At 32.7% G+C, this 18,249-nt stretch carries 23 protein-coding genes and 2 tRNA genes; 8 read left to right on the top strand and 17 right to left on the bottom strand.

Annotated features, from left to right (window positions below):
• The first annotated feature begins 99 nt into the window (after nucleotides 1–99).
• Nucleotides 100–279, top strand: coding sequence for a hypothetical protein (locus tag PMT9312_RS09975; RefSeq protein WP_011376012.1), 180 nt, complete (start codon nucleotides 100–102; stop codon nucleotides 277–279).
• Here PMT9312_RS09975 and fabG read toward each other — a convergent pair whose 3' ends face one another.
• Nucleotides 280–1,029 carry a 3-oxoacyl-[acyl-carrier-protein] reductase gene (gene fabG / locus PMT9312_RS02330; RefSeq protein ID WP_011376013.1) on the bottom strand — a complete coding sequence of 250 codons (750 nt, stop codon included), beginning with the start codon at nucleotides 1,027–1,029 and terminating at the stop codon, nucleotides 280–282.
• Between the two features lie 92 nt (nucleotides 1,030–1,121).
• Here fabG and ispD point away from each other — a divergent pair, with 92 nt between their 5' ends.
• On the top strand, nucleotides 1,122–1,802 hold the full coding sequence (gene ispD, locus PMT9312_RS02335) for a 2-C-methyl-D-erythritol 4-phosphate cytidylyltransferase (protein ID WP_011376014.1): 681 nt from the start codon (nucleotides 1,122–1,124) through the stop codon (nucleotides 1,800–1,802).
• Here ispD and PMT9312_RS02340 read toward each other — a convergent pair.
• On the bottom strand, nucleotides 1,799–2,668 hold the full coding sequence (locus PMT9312_RS02340; RefSeq protein WP_011376015.1) for an LD-carboxypeptidase: 870 nt from the start codon (nucleotides 2,666–2,668) through the stop codon (nucleotides 1,799–1,801). The genes ispD and PMT9312_RS02340 overlap by 4 nt on opposite strands.
• 9 nt (nucleotides 2,669–2,677) lie before the next feature.
• Nucleotides 2,678–3,586, bottom strand: a complete 909-nt coding sequence (locus PMT9312_RS02345; RefSeq protein WP_011376016.1) for a 4-hydroxybenzoate polyprenyltransferase — start codon at nucleotides 3,584–3,586, stop codon at nucleotides 2,678–2,680.
• Nucleotides 3,587–3,690: 104 nt separating this feature from the next.
• On the opposite strand from PMT9312_RS02345, the gene PMT9312_RS02350 reads away from it, so the two are divergent.
• A complete protein-coding gene (locus tag PMT9312_RS02350) occupies nucleotides 3,691–5,286 on the top strand; it encodes a Ppx/GppA phosphatase family protein (protein WP_011376017.1) in 1,596 nt (531 codons plus the stop codon).
• On the opposite strand, the gene PMT9312_RS02355 is transcribed toward PMT9312_RS02350, so the two are convergent.
• Genes PMT9312_RS02355 through petC form a run of 5 tightly spaced genes read right to left on the bottom strand, consistent with a single transcriptional unit; the run spans nucleotide 5,283 to nucleotide 8,977 of the window.
• The gene (locus tag PMT9312_RS02355) at nucleotides 5,283–5,774 is read right to left on the bottom strand and encodes a helix-turn-helix domain-containing protein (protein WP_036924124.1); all 492 of its coding nucleotides are present in this window, start codon (nucleotides 5,772–5,774) and stop codon (nucleotides 5,283–5,285) included. The genes PMT9312_RS02350 and PMT9312_RS02355 overlap by 4 nt on opposite strands.
• 55 nt (nucleotides 5,775–5,829) lie before the next feature.
• Entirely contained in the window at nucleotides 5,830–6,585 is a 756-nt protein-coding gene (cobM, locus tag PMT9312_RS02360; protein ID WP_011376019.1) for a precorrin-4 C(11)-methyltransferase, read from the bottom strand.
• The gene (gene lgt, locus PMT9312_RS02365; protein ID WP_011376020.1) at nucleotides 6,578–7,471 is read right to left on the bottom strand and encodes a prolipoprotein diacylglyceryl transferase; all 894 of its coding nucleotides are present in this window, start codon (nucleotides 7,469–7,471) and stop codon (nucleotides 6,578–6,580) included. The genes cobM and lgt overlap by 8 nt, the downstream gene beginning before the upstream one ends.
• A 12-nt stretch (nucleotides 7,472–7,483) precedes the next feature.
• Nucleotides 7,484–8,413: a cytochrome f gene (gene petA / locus PMT9312_RS02370; RefSeq protein ID WP_225866680.1), complete on the bottom strand. Its 930-nt coding sequence runs from the start codon at nucleotides 8,411–8,413 to the stop codon at nucleotides 7,484–7,486.
• A gap of 27 nt (nucleotides 8,414–8,440) precedes the next feature.
• On the bottom strand, nucleotides 8,441–8,977 hold the full coding sequence (gene petC, locus PMT9312_RS02375; RefSeq protein ID WP_011376022.1) for a cytochrome b6-f complex iron-sulfur subunit: 537 nt from the start codon (nucleotides 8,975–8,977) through the stop codon (nucleotides 8,441–8,443).
• A gap of 123 nt (nucleotides 8,978–9,100) precedes the next feature.
• Between petC and PMT9312_RS02380 the strand changes: the two genes are divergently transcribed.
• Nucleotides 9,101–9,418, top strand: coding sequence for a DUF3067 family protein (locus PMT9312_RS02380; RefSeq protein ID WP_011376023.1), 318 nt, complete (start codon nucleotides 9,101–9,103; stop codon nucleotides 9,416–9,418).
• Here the strand turns inward: PMT9312_RS02380 and tatC are convergent.
• From tatC to PMT9312_RS02395, 3 genes are all read right to left on the bottom strand, one after another.
• Nucleotides 9,387–10,145: a twin-arginine translocase subunit TatC gene (tatC, locus tag PMT9312_RS02385; protein ID WP_036924112.1), complete on the bottom strand. Its 759-nt coding sequence runs from the start codon at nucleotides 10,143–10,145 to the stop codon at nucleotides 9,387–9,389. The genes PMT9312_RS02380 and tatC overlap by 32 nt on opposite strands.
• An 81-nt stretch (nucleotides 10,146–10,226) precedes the next feature.
• The gene (locus PMT9312_RS02390; RefSeq protein ID WP_011376025.1) at nucleotides 10,227–10,487 is read right to left on the bottom strand and encodes a hypothetical protein; all 261 of its coding nucleotides are present in this window, start codon (nucleotides 10,485–10,487) and stop codon (nucleotides 10,227–10,229) included.
• Nucleotides 10,488–10,516: 29 nt separating this feature from the next.
• Nucleotides 10,517–12,217, bottom strand: coding sequence for an NFACT RNA binding domain-containing protein (locus tag PMT9312_RS02395; RefSeq protein ID WP_011376026.1), 1,701 nt, complete (start codon nucleotides 12,215–12,217; stop codon nucleotides 10,517–10,519).
• Between the two features lie 74 nt (nucleotides 12,218–12,291).
• On the opposite strand from PMT9312_RS02395, the gene gmk reads away from it, so the two are divergent.
• A complete protein-coding gene (gene gmk / locus PMT9312_RS02400; protein ID WP_011376027.1) occupies nucleotides 12,292–12,846 on the top strand; it encodes a guanylate kinase in 555 nt (184 codons plus the stop codon).
• A gap of 15 nt (nucleotides 12,847–12,861) precedes the next feature.
• On the opposite strand, the gene psaJ is transcribed toward gmk, so the two are convergent.
• On the bottom strand, nucleotides 12,862–12,996 hold the full coding sequence (psaJ, locus tag PMT9312_RS02405; RefSeq protein ID WP_011376028.1) for a photosystem I reaction center subunit IX: 135 nt from the start codon (nucleotides 12,994–12,996) through the stop codon (nucleotides 12,862–12,864).
• Between the two features lie 29 nt (nucleotides 12,997–13,025).
• Nucleotides 13,026–13,580 (bottom strand): photosystem I PsaF protein (subunit III), encoded by a 555-nt coding sequence (locus PMT9312_RS02410; protein ID WP_011376029.1) that lies wholly within the window; start codon nucleotides 13,578–13,580, stop codon nucleotides 13,026–13,028.
• Between the two features lie 74 nt (nucleotides 13,581–13,654).
• On the opposite strand from PMT9312_RS02410, the gene tsaD reads away from it, so the two are divergent.
• The 3 genes from tsaD to PMT9312_RS02425 all read left to right on the top strand — a co-directional run bounded on the left by tsaD (nucleotide 13,655) and on the right by PMT9312_RS02425 (nucleotide 16,265).
• A complete protein-coding gene (tsaD, locus tag PMT9312_RS02415; protein ID WP_011376030.1) occupies nucleotides 13,655–14,725 on the top strand; it encodes a tRNA (adenosine(37)-N6)-threonylcarbamoyltransferase complex transferase subunit TsaD in 1,071 nt (356 codons plus the stop codon).
• Between the two features lie 5 nt (nucleotides 14,726–14,730).
• A complete protein-coding gene (locus PMT9312_RS02420; RefSeq protein WP_011376031.1) occupies nucleotides 14,731–14,907 on the top strand; it encodes a high light inducible protein in 177 nt (58 codons plus the stop codon).
• Nucleotides 14,908–15,065: 158 nt separating this feature from the next.
• On the top strand, nucleotides 15,066–16,265 hold the full coding sequence (locus tag PMT9312_RS02425; RefSeq protein ID WP_011376032.1) for a cation:proton antiporter: 1,200 nt from the start codon (nucleotides 15,066–15,068) through the stop codon (nucleotides 16,263–16,265).
• Here the strand turns inward: PMT9312_RS02425 and gltX are convergent.
• The 4 genes from gltX to PMT9312_RS02445 all read right to left on the bottom strand — a co-directional run bounded on the left by gltX (nucleotide 16,262) and on the right by PMT9312_RS02445 (nucleotide 18,243).
• On the bottom strand, nucleotides 16,262–17,701 hold the full coding sequence (gltX, locus tag PMT9312_RS02430; protein WP_011376033.1) for a glutamate--tRNA ligase: 1,440 nt from the start codon (nucleotides 17,699–17,701) through the stop codon (nucleotides 16,262–16,264). The two genes, PMT9312_RS02425 and gltX, sit on opposite strands and share 4 nt — an antisense overlap.
• A gap of 17 nt (nucleotides 17,702–17,718) precedes the next feature.
• Nucleotides 17,719–17,792 (bottom strand) — tRNA-Asp (locus PMT9312_RS02435).
• A gap of 148 nt (nucleotides 17,793–17,940) precedes the next feature.
• A complete protein-coding gene (locus PMT9312_RS02440) occupies nucleotides 17,941–18,135 on the bottom strand; it encodes a hypothetical protein (protein ID WP_002807701.1) in 195 nt (64 codons plus the stop codon).
• A gap of 35 nt (nucleotides 18,136–18,170) precedes the next feature.
• Nucleotides 18,171–18,243, bottom strand: a tRNA-Trp gene (locus tag PMT9312_RS02445).
• Nucleotides 18,244–18,249 lie beyond the last annotated feature (6 nt).

The raw sequence follows: 18,249 nt of genomic DNA on the forward strand, positions 1-18,249 counted from the left end.
CCATAGAATCATTTTTAAGGGATATTTAATTAAGTGGGGAAAGCCGAATTTCTTTTAATGAGACATACAAATTAATTCAAATAAGAGTATCTTTAAGGTATGGATGAAACAAATAATCTTATTTTTACACTTACTGCGATCCTCGCGATTGCTATGACACTAATATACTTTCCTCTAAGATTTTTCTTGACATTAACTGCTAGAAGTCGAAGACTAAAATTATTACAAAAAATTAGAAGGTTAAGAGATGAATTGGGCCAGCCTTACGAAAGTACATAATTAAATACTCATACCTCCGTCAATACTAATTGTTTGTCCTGTAATGTAACTTCCTGCATTACTTGAAACTAAGAATGAAACTAAGTTTGCAATTTGAGTACAACTTCCTAATTTCCCTAAAGGAATAACTTTAAGAATCTCTTCAGTATTAAGTTTTTCAGTCATCTCTGTTTCTATGAAACCTGGAGCTATTGCATTTACGTTTATACCTCTTGAAGCAAATTCTTTGGCGCAAGTTTTTGTGAATCCAATAACTCCAGCTTTGGCTGCAGAATAATTTGCTTGACCGGGATTACCAATTATTCCAACAACAGATGAAATATTTACGATACTACCACTTCTTTTTTTCATCATAAATTTTGAAGCATATTTTGTACAAAGAAAAACTCCTTTTAAGTTTGTATTTAATACGTCATCCCATTGTTCCGACTTCATTCTCATCAATAGTCCATCTCTAGTAATACCAGCATTGTTAATGAGGATATCAATGGAGCCATTAATTTTTATGATTTCTTCAAAAGCTGAACTGACAGAATCCTCTTTTGAAACATCAAATTTTAATTTATGAGCTTTACCTCCCGAATTTTTTATTGAATTTATGACTTCTTCAGCTTTTTCATCGGATGAAGAGTAATTAATAAAAACTTCTGCTCCCAAGCGGCTTAATTCTAAAGCAATTTCTTTACCAATTCCTCTGCTAGCTCCAGTGATTAAAGCAACTTTGCCAGATAATAAAGCTGTATTGGACATTGTGAAATTTTATAATTTTCAATCGTAGTACAATTTGTGTAAAGATATTGTTTTTATTTATAATTGTCTAGAAAATATTAAGACCTTTTATCGTGCACTTTTTAATACCAGCTGCAGGCAGTGGTAGCAGAATGAAAGCTGGGAAAAATAAATTACTTATTGATTTAGAGGGAGAGTCTTTGATTTATTGGACACTTAAATCTGTATTTTCTGCAAGCTCAACAAACTGGGTTGGAATAATAGGGCAACCAAAAGATAAAGAATTATTATTAAATTCAGCAAAGAACTTTGCCCATAAAGTTCATTGGATTAATGGTGGAGATACCCGACAAGAGTCAGTTTTTAATGGTTTAAAGGCACTGCCCAAAGATGCTGAAAAAGTTTTAATTCATGATGGTGCTCGATGTCTAATTAATCCTGAATTGATAGACCAATGCGCAAACCAATTAGATCAAAATGAAGCTGTTATTTTGGCTACTAAGGTAACTGACACAATAAAGATTGTTGATAATGAAGGTTTTATTAAAGAAACACCAGATAGAAATTACTTATGGGCAGCGCAAACTCCTCAGGGATTTTTAGTAGATAGATTAAAAAAAGCTCATACTATGGCAATTGATAAAAACTGGAAAGTCACAGATGATGCCTCACTATTCGAAATGCTTAATTGGAAAGTAAAAATCATTGAAGGAACTTATTCAAATATAAAAATTACGTCCCCTATAGATTTGAAAATAGCAAAACTTTTTGTGAAGAACTCAACTCCTAGTTAAAAAGGTTTATTGATACTAAGAATGCCGTTATCGCCATTTAAGGTTGCTTCATACCCTAAAGGGATGCATGCATTCCCTGATATGTGGCCTATGGGGAGGTCAAAAAGAATAGGAAAATCAAACTCTTGGAGTCTTTCCATAATGCAGTTTTTTAGTAAATCTTTCCATTCAAGGTCGAAGGAATTATTAGAAAAACTCCCGAATCCAATACCCGCAATTTCAGTAAGTGTTTTAGTCATCTTGAGGTAAGTCAACATGCGATCAATTTTATAAATATCTTCATTAATATCTTCAAAAATTATTATTTTCCCTCTGAAATCTGGGAAGTGATTAGTACCAATTAAAAAAGTAGCAATAGTTAAGTTAGAAACTATAATATCTCCTTTCGCTTTTCCACCTCTTAAAGGAATTCCTCTAATGTCCTCAACATATCCCTCAAAAAGTAAATTTCTTAATCTCTCAAGACTCCACTCTGGCTCCCTGAAAAGGCTTGTAACCATGGGCCCATGAATAGAACCAAGAAATCCTTGAGAATATTTAGATAGTAATAAAGAACATGTATCTGAGAATCCAAGCATTAAACCATGCTGCCAAGAAGGTTCTTTTTCTAATAGTCTTGCTGAACCCCATCCTCCTTTTGCAAAAATGATTAGATTACTATTTTGTGCTTTTTCCAGTTCTTCAAATCTAGTTAGATCATCACCTGCAAAATAACCAAATTTTTTTGATAGAGAATTATTCTCATTAATTTCTAAGCCCCAGTTTTTTATGATTTCTATGCCTTTTTGAAAATTTTCTTCTTCATCAATAAAGGAGCCTGGAGCTACAATATCGATTAGATCACCTTTTTTTAATCTAAAAACCATATTTAGAATTTATGAGGCAATAATGATTCCTAATAAAAGGACTCCTCCATAAATTGATTGATTTTTGAAGTGATTCCCAATATTTTTTATTGATTGCTTTTCCTCAGGAAATACCTTTAGTATATCTCTCTGCATTAAGATTGACGTTGTAAGCCAAATTGGCCAAAAAATAAAATCCATTTGATTAATAAATCCGCATAATGCGAGAAAACTAGAAGTTAAAAAATAACAAATTTGAATAGTTATTCTTGTATTGTTCTGGAGGTTAACAGCGGAACTATTTATTCCAATTTTGATATCATATTTTTTATCTGCTAAAGCATAAATCGTGTCAAAGCCAAAAGTCCAAAAAATAGTAGCTAGCCAGCAAAACAATAAAACAATACTATTCAAATTGCCTTCATTTGCTGCCCAGGGAATTAAGACAGCAAAACCCCAGCATATGGATAAAATTAATTGAGGATATTTAAACCATCTTTTGGCAGAAGGATAAATTAAAATAATAGGTAAAGCTAAAAAAGCAAGTGAAATGGAAAGGAGCCTTCCAGGTTGAGGTAGTGACAAAGTTAAAAAGAAACTACATAAAATTAAAAAGAAAAGAATTAAATAAGCCGCTTTAAGACCGATTTTATTTGCAGCTAGAGGTCTATTTTTTGTCCTAAAAACTCTTTGATCAATTTTTTTATCCCAAATATCATTAACCACGCAGCCTAATCCACTTACTAGTAGTCCTCCTAGGATTATTCTTAACAACATTAATAATGTTGGATTAGCATCTGGTGTTAAATATAAACTCCATCCAGCAGGAATAAGTAAGATCATTCTCCCAGTCGGCTTATTCCATCTTAATAATTCAAAAAAAGTACTTAATTTAATTTCTCGATTTTTATTTTGCATATAACCTATTGTATATTTCATAACTTTAAATAATCTTACTAGGATTAAGTGATTCCTATTATTTAATAATCAATCTTGAGTATATTTATTAATGGATTCAAGATATCTGCATCTTATAAACAGAAATGATACAGAAACAAGATTTAAGATATTTTCAAGAAAAGCAAATTTTAGTAGCTTCTATCGATATTGGAACTAACTCTACACATCTCTTGGTAGCAGAAATTAATCTAGAATTAAAATCATTTTCAATAAAATTCACTGATAAATCAACCACTCGTCTTGGAGAAAGAAATGAAGAGGGTAATCTTACTGAAGAATCAATCCAAAGAGCATTAGTTACTCTTAAGCGATTTAAGGAATATTGTAAAAGTAATGGAGTAAAACAAATAGTAACAGCAGCAACAAGTGCAGTTAGGGAAGCTCCAAACGGTCAAGATTTTATTAGAAGAGTTCTTGATGAGACTGAGATTCAAATAGAATTGATAAGTGGTTCTGAGGAAGCCAGATTAATTTACCTTGGTGTTCTTTCTGGTATGGCTTTTGAAGACCAATCTTATGTAATCATAGATATTGGTGGAGGATCTACAGAATTAATACTTGCAGATAAAAAAGATGCAATAGCTCTTACCAGCTCGAGAGTTGGTGCGGTAAGACTTAAGAATGATTTTTTAAATAAAGAGCCTATAAATGTAGAAAGATCAAAGTTTCTAACAACTTTTATTCAAGGTTCTTTAGAACCATCCGTTCGAAAAATAAAGAGTAGATCTAAGGGAGATAAGCCTTTATCTATGATTGCAACAAGTGGCACTGCCACTTCATTAGGAAATTTGATTTCAGATGATTTAGGAGAATCTAAACAAAAGTTGCATGGTTATAAATTTAAAAGGGAAAATTTACAGAATGTATTGGAAAAATTAATTAAAATGCCAGTTTCGGAAATTAAGAAAATACCTTCATTAAGTGAGAGAAGAGCAGAAATAATTATTCCAGGCGCATTGATATTAAATACCGCAATGGGTATGTTGAACTTTAATGAATTAGCTATAAGTGAGAGGGCGCTTAGAGAGGGTTTAGTTGTTGATTGGATGCTTCGTAAAGGGATAATAAAAAACGAGTTCAATATACAAAGCAATATTAGAAAAACAACTATAGTTCATCAGGCCAGAAAGTTTGGAGTAGATAATACAAGGGCTGAGAAAGTTATCGATATTGCTTTTCAAATCTATGATCAGACTAAAAATATCTTTCATAACAATAATGACTCTAAAGCTAAAGAACTTCTTTGGGCAGCTTCTAATCTTTATAATTGCGGGAAATACGTAAATGTTGGTTCATATCACAAACACTCTTGGTACTTAATAAAAAATTGTGAGTTGTTGGGATATTCTGAAGCAGAAACAAATATTATTGCTTCGATAGCTAGATACCATAGAAAGACTCTACCCAAGAAAAGACATGAGTCTTGGCAAAATTTAATATCCAAAGAAGATAAAACATTAGTTCTTGAAATGTCATTAATATTAAGACTAGCAGCATCTCTTGATCAAAGACCTGATAATGTAATTTCTTCAGTTCAAATAAAATTGCAGGAAAATATTCTTACATTTGAACTTTTACCTTTAAATAGAAACCATGATCTTCTACTTGAAAAATGGAACTTAGGATTATGCCGTAATGTAATAAAAGAACTAAAGAATTTGGATTTAAAAGTTATTTAGTTTTTTTTAATAACTTCTTGTTTTGGAGTTTGATTCTGAAAAGACTCTGAAAATAAATTGAAAATTAAGGATGAGGCGACTAGTCCGAGAAAGCCTGAAATTAAAATAGATATCAAGAACCCTACAGGACTTAGACCCTTAGATTGTCTGGTTTTATTAGTTTTTTTAGCCACTTCTTCTACTATTTCTTGTATTTTTATCTCTTGCCTCTCGGTCTTGAATTCATTCATTATAAATTCTGTATCAAGGTTCAGTTTCTGTGAAATTCTACGAACCATTGCTTTGACAAATACTTTTTCAGGTAGCTTTTCTTCATTACCTTCTTCAATGGCTTTAAGTTGATGAGATCCAATTTTTAAATCAGAAGCCAGTTCTTCAACAGATTGATCTCTACTTAACCTTGCCTCTTTAATAAAATTTCCAATTCTTTTTAAAGAGAATTGTTCTTTTTTGGTATTGTCTTCTGAATTAGATTTTATTTCTTTCAAAGCAAACAAATTTTTACTAATTATAGTGATTAATATTTTTCTATCAACTTTACGATTATTTATTTCTAAAGAGATGTCTATATGATGGATTGTATAGATTAGACCTCTTTTGAGAATTATTAATTGCTGGGCTAATTATATAAATAGTTGTTCTAATTAATTTTTTTTCAATAGAAAAATCTTCCATATCTTTTAATTCTATTAATGATGTCCAACCATCATCCCAAGATACTCTGTATCCAACAATAACTTTAGTCTCTGAGGGATAAAACTCTAGTAAAGTTTCTTGAGACCTTTTTACATGCCTAGCACTTAGATAAAGGCATAAAGAGGAATTGTGTTTCGCAAGATCTTTCAGAGATTCTTTCTCGGGCATCCCAGTTCTTCCTCCTGCTCTTGTTAAAATTATTGTTTGCGTTACGTCAGGGATAGTTAACTCAGCCTCATGATATGCTGCTGCGACTTGAAAAGCACTTACACCTGGAATAACTTCGATTTCAATTTTTTCTTTTTTTAAAATTTCTATTTGTTCTCTAATCGCGCCAAAAAGACAAGGGTCTCCATCATGCAATCTTATAACAGTTTTCCCTTCCTGAAATTTTTTTATCATAATTGAGGTGATTTGCTCTAAGTTGAGCGAACTCGTTTTTATATTTTCAGAACCTTCTTTAGAAAAATCTAAAATCTTTTCAGGAATTAGAGAATCAGTCCAAATAATGACATCTGCAATTTTTATCTTTTTTAAAGCTTTTAGTGTTAATAAATCGGGATCGCCAGGACCAACTCCAATAAAGGATATTTTTTTATCCATTCTTTCTGTTTTTACAACTATATGTTCTTAATCTTAAAAAAAATATTCCAATTAATCCAGAAGAAAATAGAAAAATACTTATAAATTGAGCCATTCTTATACCTCCACTACAGAAAGGCGGAAGCCCACCAATACATAGTGGGTCAGTTCTTAAACCCTCAATCCAGAATCTCCCAAAGCTATAACTTATTAAATAAAGACAGCTAATAAAGCCAGGCCTAAAAAAATCTGTTTTATTCTGTTTATTAAAGACAAAAATAAGAAGGATGAATATTAAAAAATTCCACAGTGACTCATAGAGAAAAGTAGGATGAAAGAATTCGTAATTAATAAATTCTAAAGGCCTATTTTGGATAGGTATAAATAATTTCCAAGGCAAATTTGTAGGCACCCCAAAGGCTTCATTATTGAAAAAATTCCCCCACCTTCCTATAGATTGTCCAAGAATAATCGAGGGTATTAATATATCTATGAAAGTTTTTAAATGAATGTTTTTCGACTTACAAAAATAGATAATAGATAATAATCCTCCAATTAGACCTCCATGGATTGCTATGCCTCCTTCCCAAACTGCCAGAAAAGAAGGTATTTGAATGGTGTTATTGAATAGTTCTAAAGAAGTAAATAAGTTCTCTCCGCTATATTGCCTCCACTCAAAAATTACGTAATAAGCTCTAGCTCCAATTATTGAAAAGATTATTAATGATGGAAGTATTTCACTAATGTACAGTGGGTTAATATTCCTTGCCTTTGCAAGTTTTTTAGAGACAAATAGGCCTATTATAACTGAAACTGAAATCAGAAATCCATACCATCGAATTGTAAGAAATCCTAAATTTAAAAATGTTTCACCTGGAGATTGTATAAAAGCTTGAAATATAAGCATTGAGAAAGAAAGTTAAATACCCTCTGCTGCCTGCACTTTTTCTACTTGTTTTTTCTTTAATACTAAAAGTATTTGTGTTAAACCTACACCAATAAAGAATGCAATTAATCCAATTACTCTGTAAGGGCTTTGTAGTACAACTTCAGCATCTAATTGCCCAAAGCCGCCAACATTGGGATCATTAGTAAGTGGATCACCTGCATTGATTTTGTCTTGTGCTTTTACGATAAGTTGAGGACCAACAGGGACTGCTTCAGTAGTTATTTCACCATTCTCGTTTTCTATATTGACCTTATAGCTACCATCTTCAATTGTATCTATTGAATTAATAGTTCCTGAGGTGGAAGAGGTGAAAACTACATTATTGCTTTTGTCTCCAGTTGGGTATACTTGACCTCTACCTCTATTGCCTCCGATATGTAACGAGTATTTCCCATAGTGATATTCTTTATTAGTGGATGGATCAGGGGAAAGTACAGGAAAAACTATTTCTTTATTGGTATCGCCAGGCAAAGGACCAACGATGATGATATTATCTTTCTCTTCACTGTAATTAGTAAAATAAACCCCTTCCGTTTCCTCTTTGATTTCTTCGGTCCACCTTTCTTGTGGAGCAAGTTTAAAGCCATCAGGCAGCATTACAACAGCTCCAACTTGTAATGGAACTTCAGAACCATCAGCTCCGATCTCTTTCAAGTCATTTTTGTAAGGTATTTTGACAACAGCTTTAAAAACACTATCAGCACCAACAGATTGCGGAACCTCTGCAATAGTAGGCATTTGGGCTAAATGACAATTTGCACAGACTATCTTTCCTGTAGCTTCTCTTGGGGATTCGTAGTTTTGCTGAGCCCAAAATGGATAAGCAAAAGTGGTCTTAGGATAAAATAGAATGCTCGAAATGAATAGCAGACTGAAGATGAATAAAGTTGTTTTTCTCATGATTTGATTTTTAAGATCTTTCATTTTTTATGCCCACCAAGGATTTTCATTAGTTCTAAAGTCAGTTTCTGACCATTGTTTGACAAGTACGGCATCATCTTCAATATCTACATGAGCCAGTGCTAAAGATAAAGGAGCAGGACCTCTGACTACCTTCCCATTTGTATCGTACTGACTACCATGACAAGGACATATGAATTTATTGGCGCCACTATCCCATGGGACAACGCAACCTAAATGAGTACAAATTGCATTTAAACCAAATTCTCCTATTTCCCCGCCCTCATTAACTATTAAATAAGTGGGATCTCCTTTGAGACCCTGAACTAGGCTTCTGTCTCCTGCTTGATGGGTAGCCAACCAACCTGTTTTAGTTACTGGATTCCCTAATTCGTCTTTAGCAGAAGTTCCACCACCGCCTCCTCCTGCTCTTAAAGGCATGAAATAATTTGCTACTGGGTACAAGGCTCCTAAAGCTACACCAGTTGCAGTACCAAATGTAAGAAGATTCATAAATTGCCTTCGACCCATTGAAGGAACATCATTGGAACTTAATTGAGTCATTCGCTACTTGGTTCTGTTATTTATTAGTTATTATGAATCAAATTGCTCAATTTCTGTTGCAAATAGATAGGACTTTTAATAATTTAAAGTAAAAGTTTAGGAAGTCTTAATTAATTGATTTAAATGAACCCATTACTCGTAGATGAAGTTATTCATTATTTGGTTCATCGCTGGGGAAAAAAATATGACTTTAGACTCTTTAGAAGAGGAAAATTTGTCTATTTTCAAATGATGTGGGGATTCCTTGGACAGGAATCATTTCCTTTAAGTGAAGTTGAATATAAAAAATCGATAGCTGATAAAATCGAGATTTTAAATAGAGGTGGATACTCAGAGGAAGTAAGGGAATGGCTAAAGAAAGTCAATGCTAGGCCAAGGTTAGGTAGAGCTGTCAGCTTGCAATTAAATGTTAATGAGAAGATGAAAGAGTTTTTGACTTGAGATTTTCTGATAAGTAAGTTAATCCAGTACCGACAAAAAATAAAAACACAATTGATATAGATAGCAATGACATTGTCAATGGGTCTGTTGAAGGTGTGATAATTGCAGATAAGATTGCAGAGGAGATTACAACTATTTTCCAATTTGAAATCATTTTCTCTGTAGTAATTATTCCAAGAGAACCAAGAATAAATTGTAATACTGGTAATTGAAAAGCTAATGCAGTGCTAGACATTAATAAAAGAACGAAATCAAAATATCTCTCTATTGACCATGTTGGTTCAACAATGTCAGCACCGAAAGTAATAAAGAAATTTATGGCTGCAGGAACTAATATCCACCATGAAAAAATTAATCCTAAAAAAAACAGAAGACCTGAACCAAAAACTGCGGGCAAGATAAGGCTTTTTTCTTGTTTTGTTAATCCAGGGGAAATGAACAATATTATTTGATAAAAAATATAAGGCATAGAAACTATTAATCCGCTGTAACCTGCAACTTTAATAGCGACAAATAAAAACTCTCCTGGAGCAAGTTGTAATAAATGAATATCACCAGCTGGAATTTCTAAAAAAGATATTAATGGCTTTATTATTAGAAAACTTAAGAATATTGAAATAAGTATTGAGTAAATTGAGTTTAGTATTCTTTGACGAAGTTCCTCTAAGTGATCACTAAAAGTCATCGTATCTAAAAATTTATTTTCACTCTGACCTGTACCTTTCATTATTGTTTGATAAAGATTTTTTAAGAAAAAGGTTTAAAATTAATCTTGCCAAAGTCCAATTTTATTTTTTGAAAAATTTAATTATTTGCTTAATTTAGGATTGGTTGGATCTGGCAATAAGAAAGGAGGGGCATCATTTAAAGATGATTCGCCATAAGTTTCATATTCTCTATAGCCACCCATTTTCCCATTTGTTTTCATTAGAGCACTTACGAAGGCAAGTAATAAGAAAACAGTAGGGGCTCCAATTATTAATGCAGCGCCAAATAGATATCCAACAATAAATTCTGGAAAACTATGATTTCCTAAAAATTCATGAGTACCCAAAAGAAAATCAAACATTTAGATTTTAAAATTTTTTTTATTATAAACTAATTTACTGTTTTAAGATTCTTTTTAATGTAATCTTCTCCTCTTGTAGGATTTCCCCAAATAATTTCTACATTTTTAAAGGAAACGCATCCAGGTCCTCCTTTTTTTATTTTTTGCAAATCTTTAATCTTTACTAAATTAATTGGAACTTTAATGTTTCGTTTTGCCTTACTAAATAACGCTGCTAAATCTGCAGCAATTTGAAGATCTTGTTCAGATGCTGCTTGAGATGAAGACTTTAACACCACATGACTTCCTGGTGATTCCTGTGCATGAAACCATAGATCGCCCTTTTTTGAAAACTTAAAGCTTATTAAATCATTTTGCCTCATATTTCTCCCTACCTGAAGCTTCAATCCGGAAGGAGTATCAACTTGAATTGGTGAAGATTGTATCTCAGATGAACTTTTCTTATCTTCTCTTTGTCTCTTTAGATGAATATTAAACTCGTTACAAATTTCCTCCATAATTTCTTCTAATAGTTTAATTTTTACAATCAGGTCTTCATGATTTAAAGAATTTATATTTTCTAGAAGTGTATTGAATTCATCTAATCTATCCAGATTGGTTTTGTAAATATTTAGTCTTTCTTTTATCAATTCTCTAGATCTTTTCAGTTTTTTTGATTTTTTATATAGTTTTTGTCCTCTAATAATATCTTGTTTTTTGAGCGGATTTGTTGAGAATATCTTATCAGCTTTTTCTTTATAGACTTTGTAGTTTTCTGACTTTGATAGAAGATCATATTGAACATTTAAATTCTTTTTCTCATTATTAGTTTGTTTGAAAATCATCCCTTCAATTTTTTTTTCTAAGAATTCAAGTTTTTTTTGTTTTAAATGATAATCATAATAATTTTCTAAACCGGTGCATAAATCTATTTTATTTACGCATTTAATTTCTTTATCTGAAAACCAAACGCAATAAAAAAATTTGTTAAATATGGAAAAATTAAAGTTATTATTTTTAAACCTATTTATCCATATCTTCCAACTTATAAATATCTCCTTTAAGTTCGCATCGCTAATGAAATCAATGTTTTTTTCCATTATTTCCGAATAGCTAGTTTTACTAACTACCTCTAATTGTTTTGTGAGGCTAGGACTTACTCCTTGGTAGGTATTTATTAAACAGTATTTCAAAGACTCAGGCACTGTTGAAATTGATTCTTTCCATGATTGAAAAGACTCATCTTCTCTAGGTTGTTTTTTGAGATTGACTGGAGGGTCAGAATAAATTGATCCTGTTAAAATTGTTCTAAAACTAGATTTACTTGAATTAATTTGCTTACCAACTGCGATTATTTTATGTTTATTATCCAAATAAAAAATATTACTATGTTTTCCCATTAACTCAAAAATTAAATATCTGCTGATTTCATCTCCAGGTTTTTTTGCAAAACCAAATTTTATAACTCTTTCGAAATTATCTTGATTAATCGAAATTAAAGCCATATATTTTAATCCATATCTTATTTGTTTAGAAAGTGTGCTTTCTCTTCCAATCTTTTCTGGCTTATTTATCTTTAGTATTCTGGGAGAGTCACCATTCCATGAAACTTCTAACCAAGTTTGAGAATCAACTCCTCTGAAACATAATTGAATAGTATTAGGCTCTGGTTGTTGGGCAGTTTCAAACTTTGTAGGTAAAATGTTCTTTGTTAAATAATGCAAGACAGATCTAATCGATGTAATATCCATTATCTGCGGCACACCTTTTTGCATTATTTCTTTTTAATTCACAAGAAGTCCATTTTACTGTAAAACTTTTTTATATGAAAAATCAAAAAAAACTCATTATCCTTACCGGACCTAGCGGGGTAGGCAAAGGAACTGTTATTAAAGAAATATTAGGTAAAGATAAAAATATTTGGCTTTCAATATCTGCAACTACAAGGGAACCCAGAGAGGGAGAGCAGGAGGGAGAAAATTATTACTTTTTGAAGCAAGAAAAGTTCAAAGAAATGATTGAAAAAAACCTTTTTCTTGAATGGGCTCAATTTGCTGGGAACTATTATGGAACTCCTTTATCTTCTGTCAATGAGAAAATCACAAAGGGATTTACCGTTTTACTTGAAATTGAGGTGGAAGGTGCAAAGCAAATAAAGGAAAAGTTTCCTGAGTCCCTTTCAATATTTTTACTCCCTCCGGATAAAGCAGAGTTAGAGAGAAGAATAAGAAATAGGGGTACAGAAAAAGAAGAGGCAATTAAAAAAAGACTCTTAAGGGCTAGTTATGAGATTTCTGCATCAAATCAATTTGATTTTGAATTAACAAATCACAATGTTGATGAAACAGCTAAGAGAATAATCAAGTTAATACAAACTTGACTATTCTCTCTTTAATCAGCTCATTGGATGGAATAATAAGTCTGGGAAAAATCTATTAAATTCAATGATGATTCCTGCAGTCATAGTAATCCAAGCCGCTGCTACAACAGGAGCTGATCTCATGTATTTTGTACTAAATAGTTTGAACATTTTTTTAAGATAAATATGTAAGTTAAGGTTTAGCGTGGACCATTTAGAGTGATGTTTTTATCTGATTCTCTAAGTTCTCCACTTCTTCCTTGCTTATTTGCAAGTAATGGCCACTGGGCTCCTTTGATAAGACATTTCTGGGCTAGCGCGAAGTCTATAAAGATTTCCATGTCAGCAGGATTTTTAGTCTTTTTAGATTCAATTAGATACTCTCTACCTGACCAACCAATTATGCCAGCAATATAAATAAATATTGTGCCTGGAATAAGAAGGTCTCCTTCATGCCCTCTGTTTAAAAGTGCTCCCCATGGTTCTAATGGGGCTCCCAAAATTAAATGAGGTAAGCCATCATCGCCGCAAGATGCTTTGCCATACCTTTCAAATCTTGCTATGTCTTTTTGAGTAGTAGCAGAACTTGCTCTCTCAATGAACTTAGGGTTTTCAGAGCATTTATTGAGTGCTGATGCAGTATATTCTGTGCTTGCTCTGTCAGCGTTTAAGGCTGGGCCATTAGCCGCAAGAGCAATTGGAGTAATTCCTAGAAACAGAAAAACTGAGGTTATGATTGAAAAAAAGAATTTCATAAGTTGCAATCTTTAATTCCTTATAGTGTGTTAATTAAGAAATTAATATTAAAATAGAACAAGTTGAATCAAATATGCGTAAAGTTTTAGCTATTGAAACAAGTTGTGATGAGACATCTGTCTCAATAGTTTCTAATATTGGCAATACTTTTAAAATTCATTCAAATATCATTGCATCTCAAATTGAAGATCATTCAAAATGGGGAGGAGTTGTTCCTGAACTTGCAGCTAGAAAGCATCTAGAGTTATTACCTTTTGTTTTAGAAAAGGCTTTAACAGAATCAAAAATCAAAATTGAGGAAGTAGATTATATTGCATCAACTGTAGCTCCTGGATTAGTTGGGTGTTTACGAGTTGGCTCTATAACTGCAAGGTCACTTTGCATGTTACATTCAAAGCCATTTTTGGGAATTCATCATTTGGAGGGGCATTTATCTTCAATTTTATTCTCAGAAAACTATCCAAAGAAATCTTTTCTTACATTACTCGTTAGCGGTGGACATACTGAATTGATAAAGGTTGATGATAGAAGGGGAATGCAAAGACTTGGCAAAAGTTTTGATGATGCCGCTGGAGAAGCCTTTGATAAAGTTGGAAGATTATTAGGTCTTAGTTATCCCGGAGGACCGGCAATTGAAAAGATTGCTAAAAATGGAGATCCTATGAAATTCAATTTACCAAAATGTAGAATTTCCGATAAAAAGGGTGGATTTCTTAAATATGATTTCTCTTTTAGTGGTCTAAAAACTGCTGTATTAAGATTAGTTGAGAAAATAAATTTAGATGGGAAGACTGTACCAGTTCCTGATATCGCTGCAAGTTTTGAAAGAGTAGTTGCAGAGGTCTTGGTTGAGAGAACTATAAGATGTGCTGAAGATCATAGCTTGGATAATGTTGTTGTAGTTGGGGGAGTGGCTGCTAATAATACATTAAGAAAAATGATGATTAGTGAAGCTAATAAAAAATCTATTAAAGTTCACTTAGCTCCTCTTAATCTTTGTACAGATAATGCGGCGATGATCGGTGCAGCGGCGTTGTTCAGGATCAAATTTAAGGATCATTTAAGTTCCCTTAAATTAGGTGTCTCAGGAAGACTATCAATTGAACAAGCAAATACCCTTTATGAAGAAAATCCTCCTTTCTAACTCCAATGAACAAACAATCTAAAATCGAGATTAAAGAGAAAAAAAACTTCGTTGATAAAAATGAACTTAATTTGTGGAAAAGAGGTTTTACTCCTCAAGCTGAAATATGGAATGGAAGAATGGCAACTGTTGGTATAGGAATAATTTTTATTATTATTGCTTTAATAAGCCAACTTTCTTAATAGAAATCATATATTTAAAAGAAATCTTAAGAGATTTAATGAAATTTAGTTTTGTTTAGCTGATTACTTAAATTAAAAAGTATTGTATTTAATGGACTTGCGATAAGATTATTGATTTAATCAAAATAATTAATATTTTTATTATTTATTAAGTTTATATGACGCCTGAAAGGCTTGGATTACTTTGGGGAATAACTGTATTCGCAGGTGCTTGTGCTCGATTATTTTCTTCTTTTACAGGATTCCCAAGTGTTGTTATTTTGTTGCTTTCTGGATTATTCATCGGAAGATCAGGTTTAGGACTGGTTGAGCCTTTAGATCTCGGACAAGGGCTAGAAACTATTGTAGGGCTTTTAGTCTGTTTGGTTTTATTTGAAGGGGGATTAAATTTAAAATTGCCTGAGGGGAATATAAGAAATACTGTTTTAAAAATCTCATTGGTAAGACTTTTTATTTCATTATCAGCTGGAATTTTTATTGCTCATTGGCTAGCAGGCCTTTCATGGCAAGTCGCAGGAATATATAGTGCAATAGTTCTAGCTACTGGCCCCACAGTGGTTTCTCCATTAGTTGAACAAATAAAATTAGCTTCCCCTCTTTCAGAAGTTTTAAAAGCTGAGGGGTTGTTACTTGAACCAATTGGTGCAGTATTAGCACTATTACTTTTAGAACTAACTTTAGGGGACCTACGTGGGATTAACGATGTATTTATTGCATTAATGCAAAGATTAGGGGGAGGAGTTCTAATCGGATTAACTGCGGGATGGTTACTATCAGAAATTTTAAAAAAAATAAAAAATGAAGCCTCATTTGGCATAGAGCTTCAAGTTACCCTTGGATTTATTTTCCTTGTGTATGGAATTTGTGAATATTTTTTGCCAGAATCAGGCTTGCCTGCTTCTGTCGCAGCAGGTTTTATTGTGGGCAAAAGAGAAGTAATAGATAAGGATAGATTGGATAATTTAATAGGTGAATTAGCTCAATTAGCAATTACAGTTCTTTTCCCTCTTTTGGCAGCTGATGTTTCTTGGAGTGAATTAAGTCCGCTAGGTTGGGGAGGGGTTATTTGCGTTTTTATGTTGATGGTCATTGTTCGTCCTATCTCTATCTGGATAGCAACAATGGGAAGAGAATTAGACTTAAAAGAAAAAGTATTTTTAGCCTGGTTAGCCCCAAGAGGTATTGTTACTGCAGCTGTAGCCTCTCTTTTTTCTATCAGATTAGAACAGGCTGGCATCCTTGGAGCTGGACGTCTTCAAGGTTTAGTGTTTCTTACTATATTAATGACGGTAGGAATCCAAGGCCTTACAGCTAAACCTTTGGTAAATCGGCTTGAATTAGGCCAAAAAAAAAATTAGATTGATTTAAGACATCTTTCAATTCTTGATATATCACTTTTACTCTCAGAGAAAAGTTCCCAACTTTGAATTAAATCTGGCCCACTGAGAGAACCAAAAAAGGCTACTCTTAATGATTTCATTAAAATACCTTTTTTAACATTATGCATTTTTGAGATTTCGTTTATTATTTCTTTGGCTTTATCTTTATCTACTTTTCCAGTATTTTGCTCAATTAAATAATTTAAAATTAGTTTTAGAGATGTTTTGCCATCATTGCTTTCAAGAAAATCTTTACCTTCTTTTTGAATTGGGGGTAATAAGAAAAATGGTTTTGATTGATCAATGGCGTCTTTTAAAAGAGTCATCGAGTCTTTAATCAAAATTGCTAATTTAATAGCCCATTCTTGAGATGGTGGATCCCAACCCATATTATCCCAGTATTTTCCTATGGTCTCACTCAATTTTACTGTTTCCATATTTTTTATGTATTGAGAATTAATCCAATTGAGTTTTTCCCAACTGAATTTAGCTCCAGCTTTATTTATATCTGATAATTCAAAAATTTTAGATATCTCATCAAGTGAAAGTATTTCACTCGTGGCAGATTTTGGCGACCAACCTAGAAAGGCCATATAGTTCGATAAGGCCTCCGGTAAATATCCCATATCTCTAAATTCGTCGATTGAAGTAACGCAATCTCTCTTGGATAATTTCTTCCCTTCGTTATTTAGTATTAGCGGTGTGTGTGAAAAAGTTGGTAGTTTGAAATCTAAAGCTTCATAAATCAAGATTTGTTTTGCCGTATTAGAGATATGGTCTTCACCCCTTACGACATGAGTGATATTCATGAAATTATCATCAACTACAACTGCAAGATTATACAAAGGATCTCCAATCTCATACCCCATAGCCCTTCTTGATAAAACCAAATCACCACCTAAGTCCTTACCTTGCCATTTAATTTCGCCTCTTATCTGATCTATCCATTTAATTTGTATTTCCTCATCAATCTTAAACCTTATTACGGAAGTCCTTCCTTGGGATATGAATGTTTCTATTTCTTCTTTAGAAAGATTTCTATGCCTATTATCATGCTTTGGAGGTAATCCTTTCTTTTTTTGTTCCTCTCTTAATTCAGAAATCTCATCTTCTGTAGTGAAGCATCTATATGCAGCTCCACATTCTAATAGCTTTTTGATGTATTTTTTGTGAATCGAAATTCTGTCACTTTGCTTTACAGGTTCTTCATTCCATTGAAGTCCAAGCCATTTCAAGCCATCTAATATATTTTTTGTGTATTCAGATTTAGATCGAAGAAAATCTGTATCTTCAATTCTTATGAGGAATTTTCCACCTATTTTTTGTGCATACAACCAGTTGAATAACGCTGTTCGAGCTGTTCCAATATGAAATAAACCTGTTGGACTCGGCGCTAATCTTAAACGTATTTCCAAATTTTTTTTAGAAAAAACGGGACCGACGGGATTCGAACCCGCAACTTCCGCCGTGACAGGGCGGTGCTCTAACCAGTTGAACTACGGTCCCAGAGTTTTAGTCCTAAAATTTATTAGAACGCTATTCTTAAAACTATCAGATTATAGTATTTAAATAATGTTGTTGTAATAAAAAATTTATTTATTTGGGGATTTAAAGAAAAAGTAAGTTTTAGAACAACCAAAATATATATACCTATTTATTTTTGAGGTCTAAAACCAGCAGGTTCTATTAACCTAACTTGATTTCCTCTGGCTGTAAATTCTCTACCTTGGTCACTTTGTACGACAACTCTCCCACCAGATTTAACTCTGATGACTCTTGCACGAACCCATCCCAAGGCTGCTGATTCTAGGACTTTAACTACGTCCCCAGGTTGAAGATCTAACTCCATTTCTTGAAAAAATGATTTACATAATGTTGATCAAACGCGCCGTGGAGGACTTGAACCCCCGACATCAGGTTTTGGAGACCTGCGTTCTACCAACTGAACTAACGGCGCATTTAA

This window comes from Prochlorococcus marinus str. MIT 9312 (assembly GCF_000012645.1).
GTDB lineage: Bacteria > Cyanobacteriota > Cyanobacteriia > PCC-6307 > Cyanobiaceae > Prochlorococcus_A > Prochlorococcus_A marinus_L.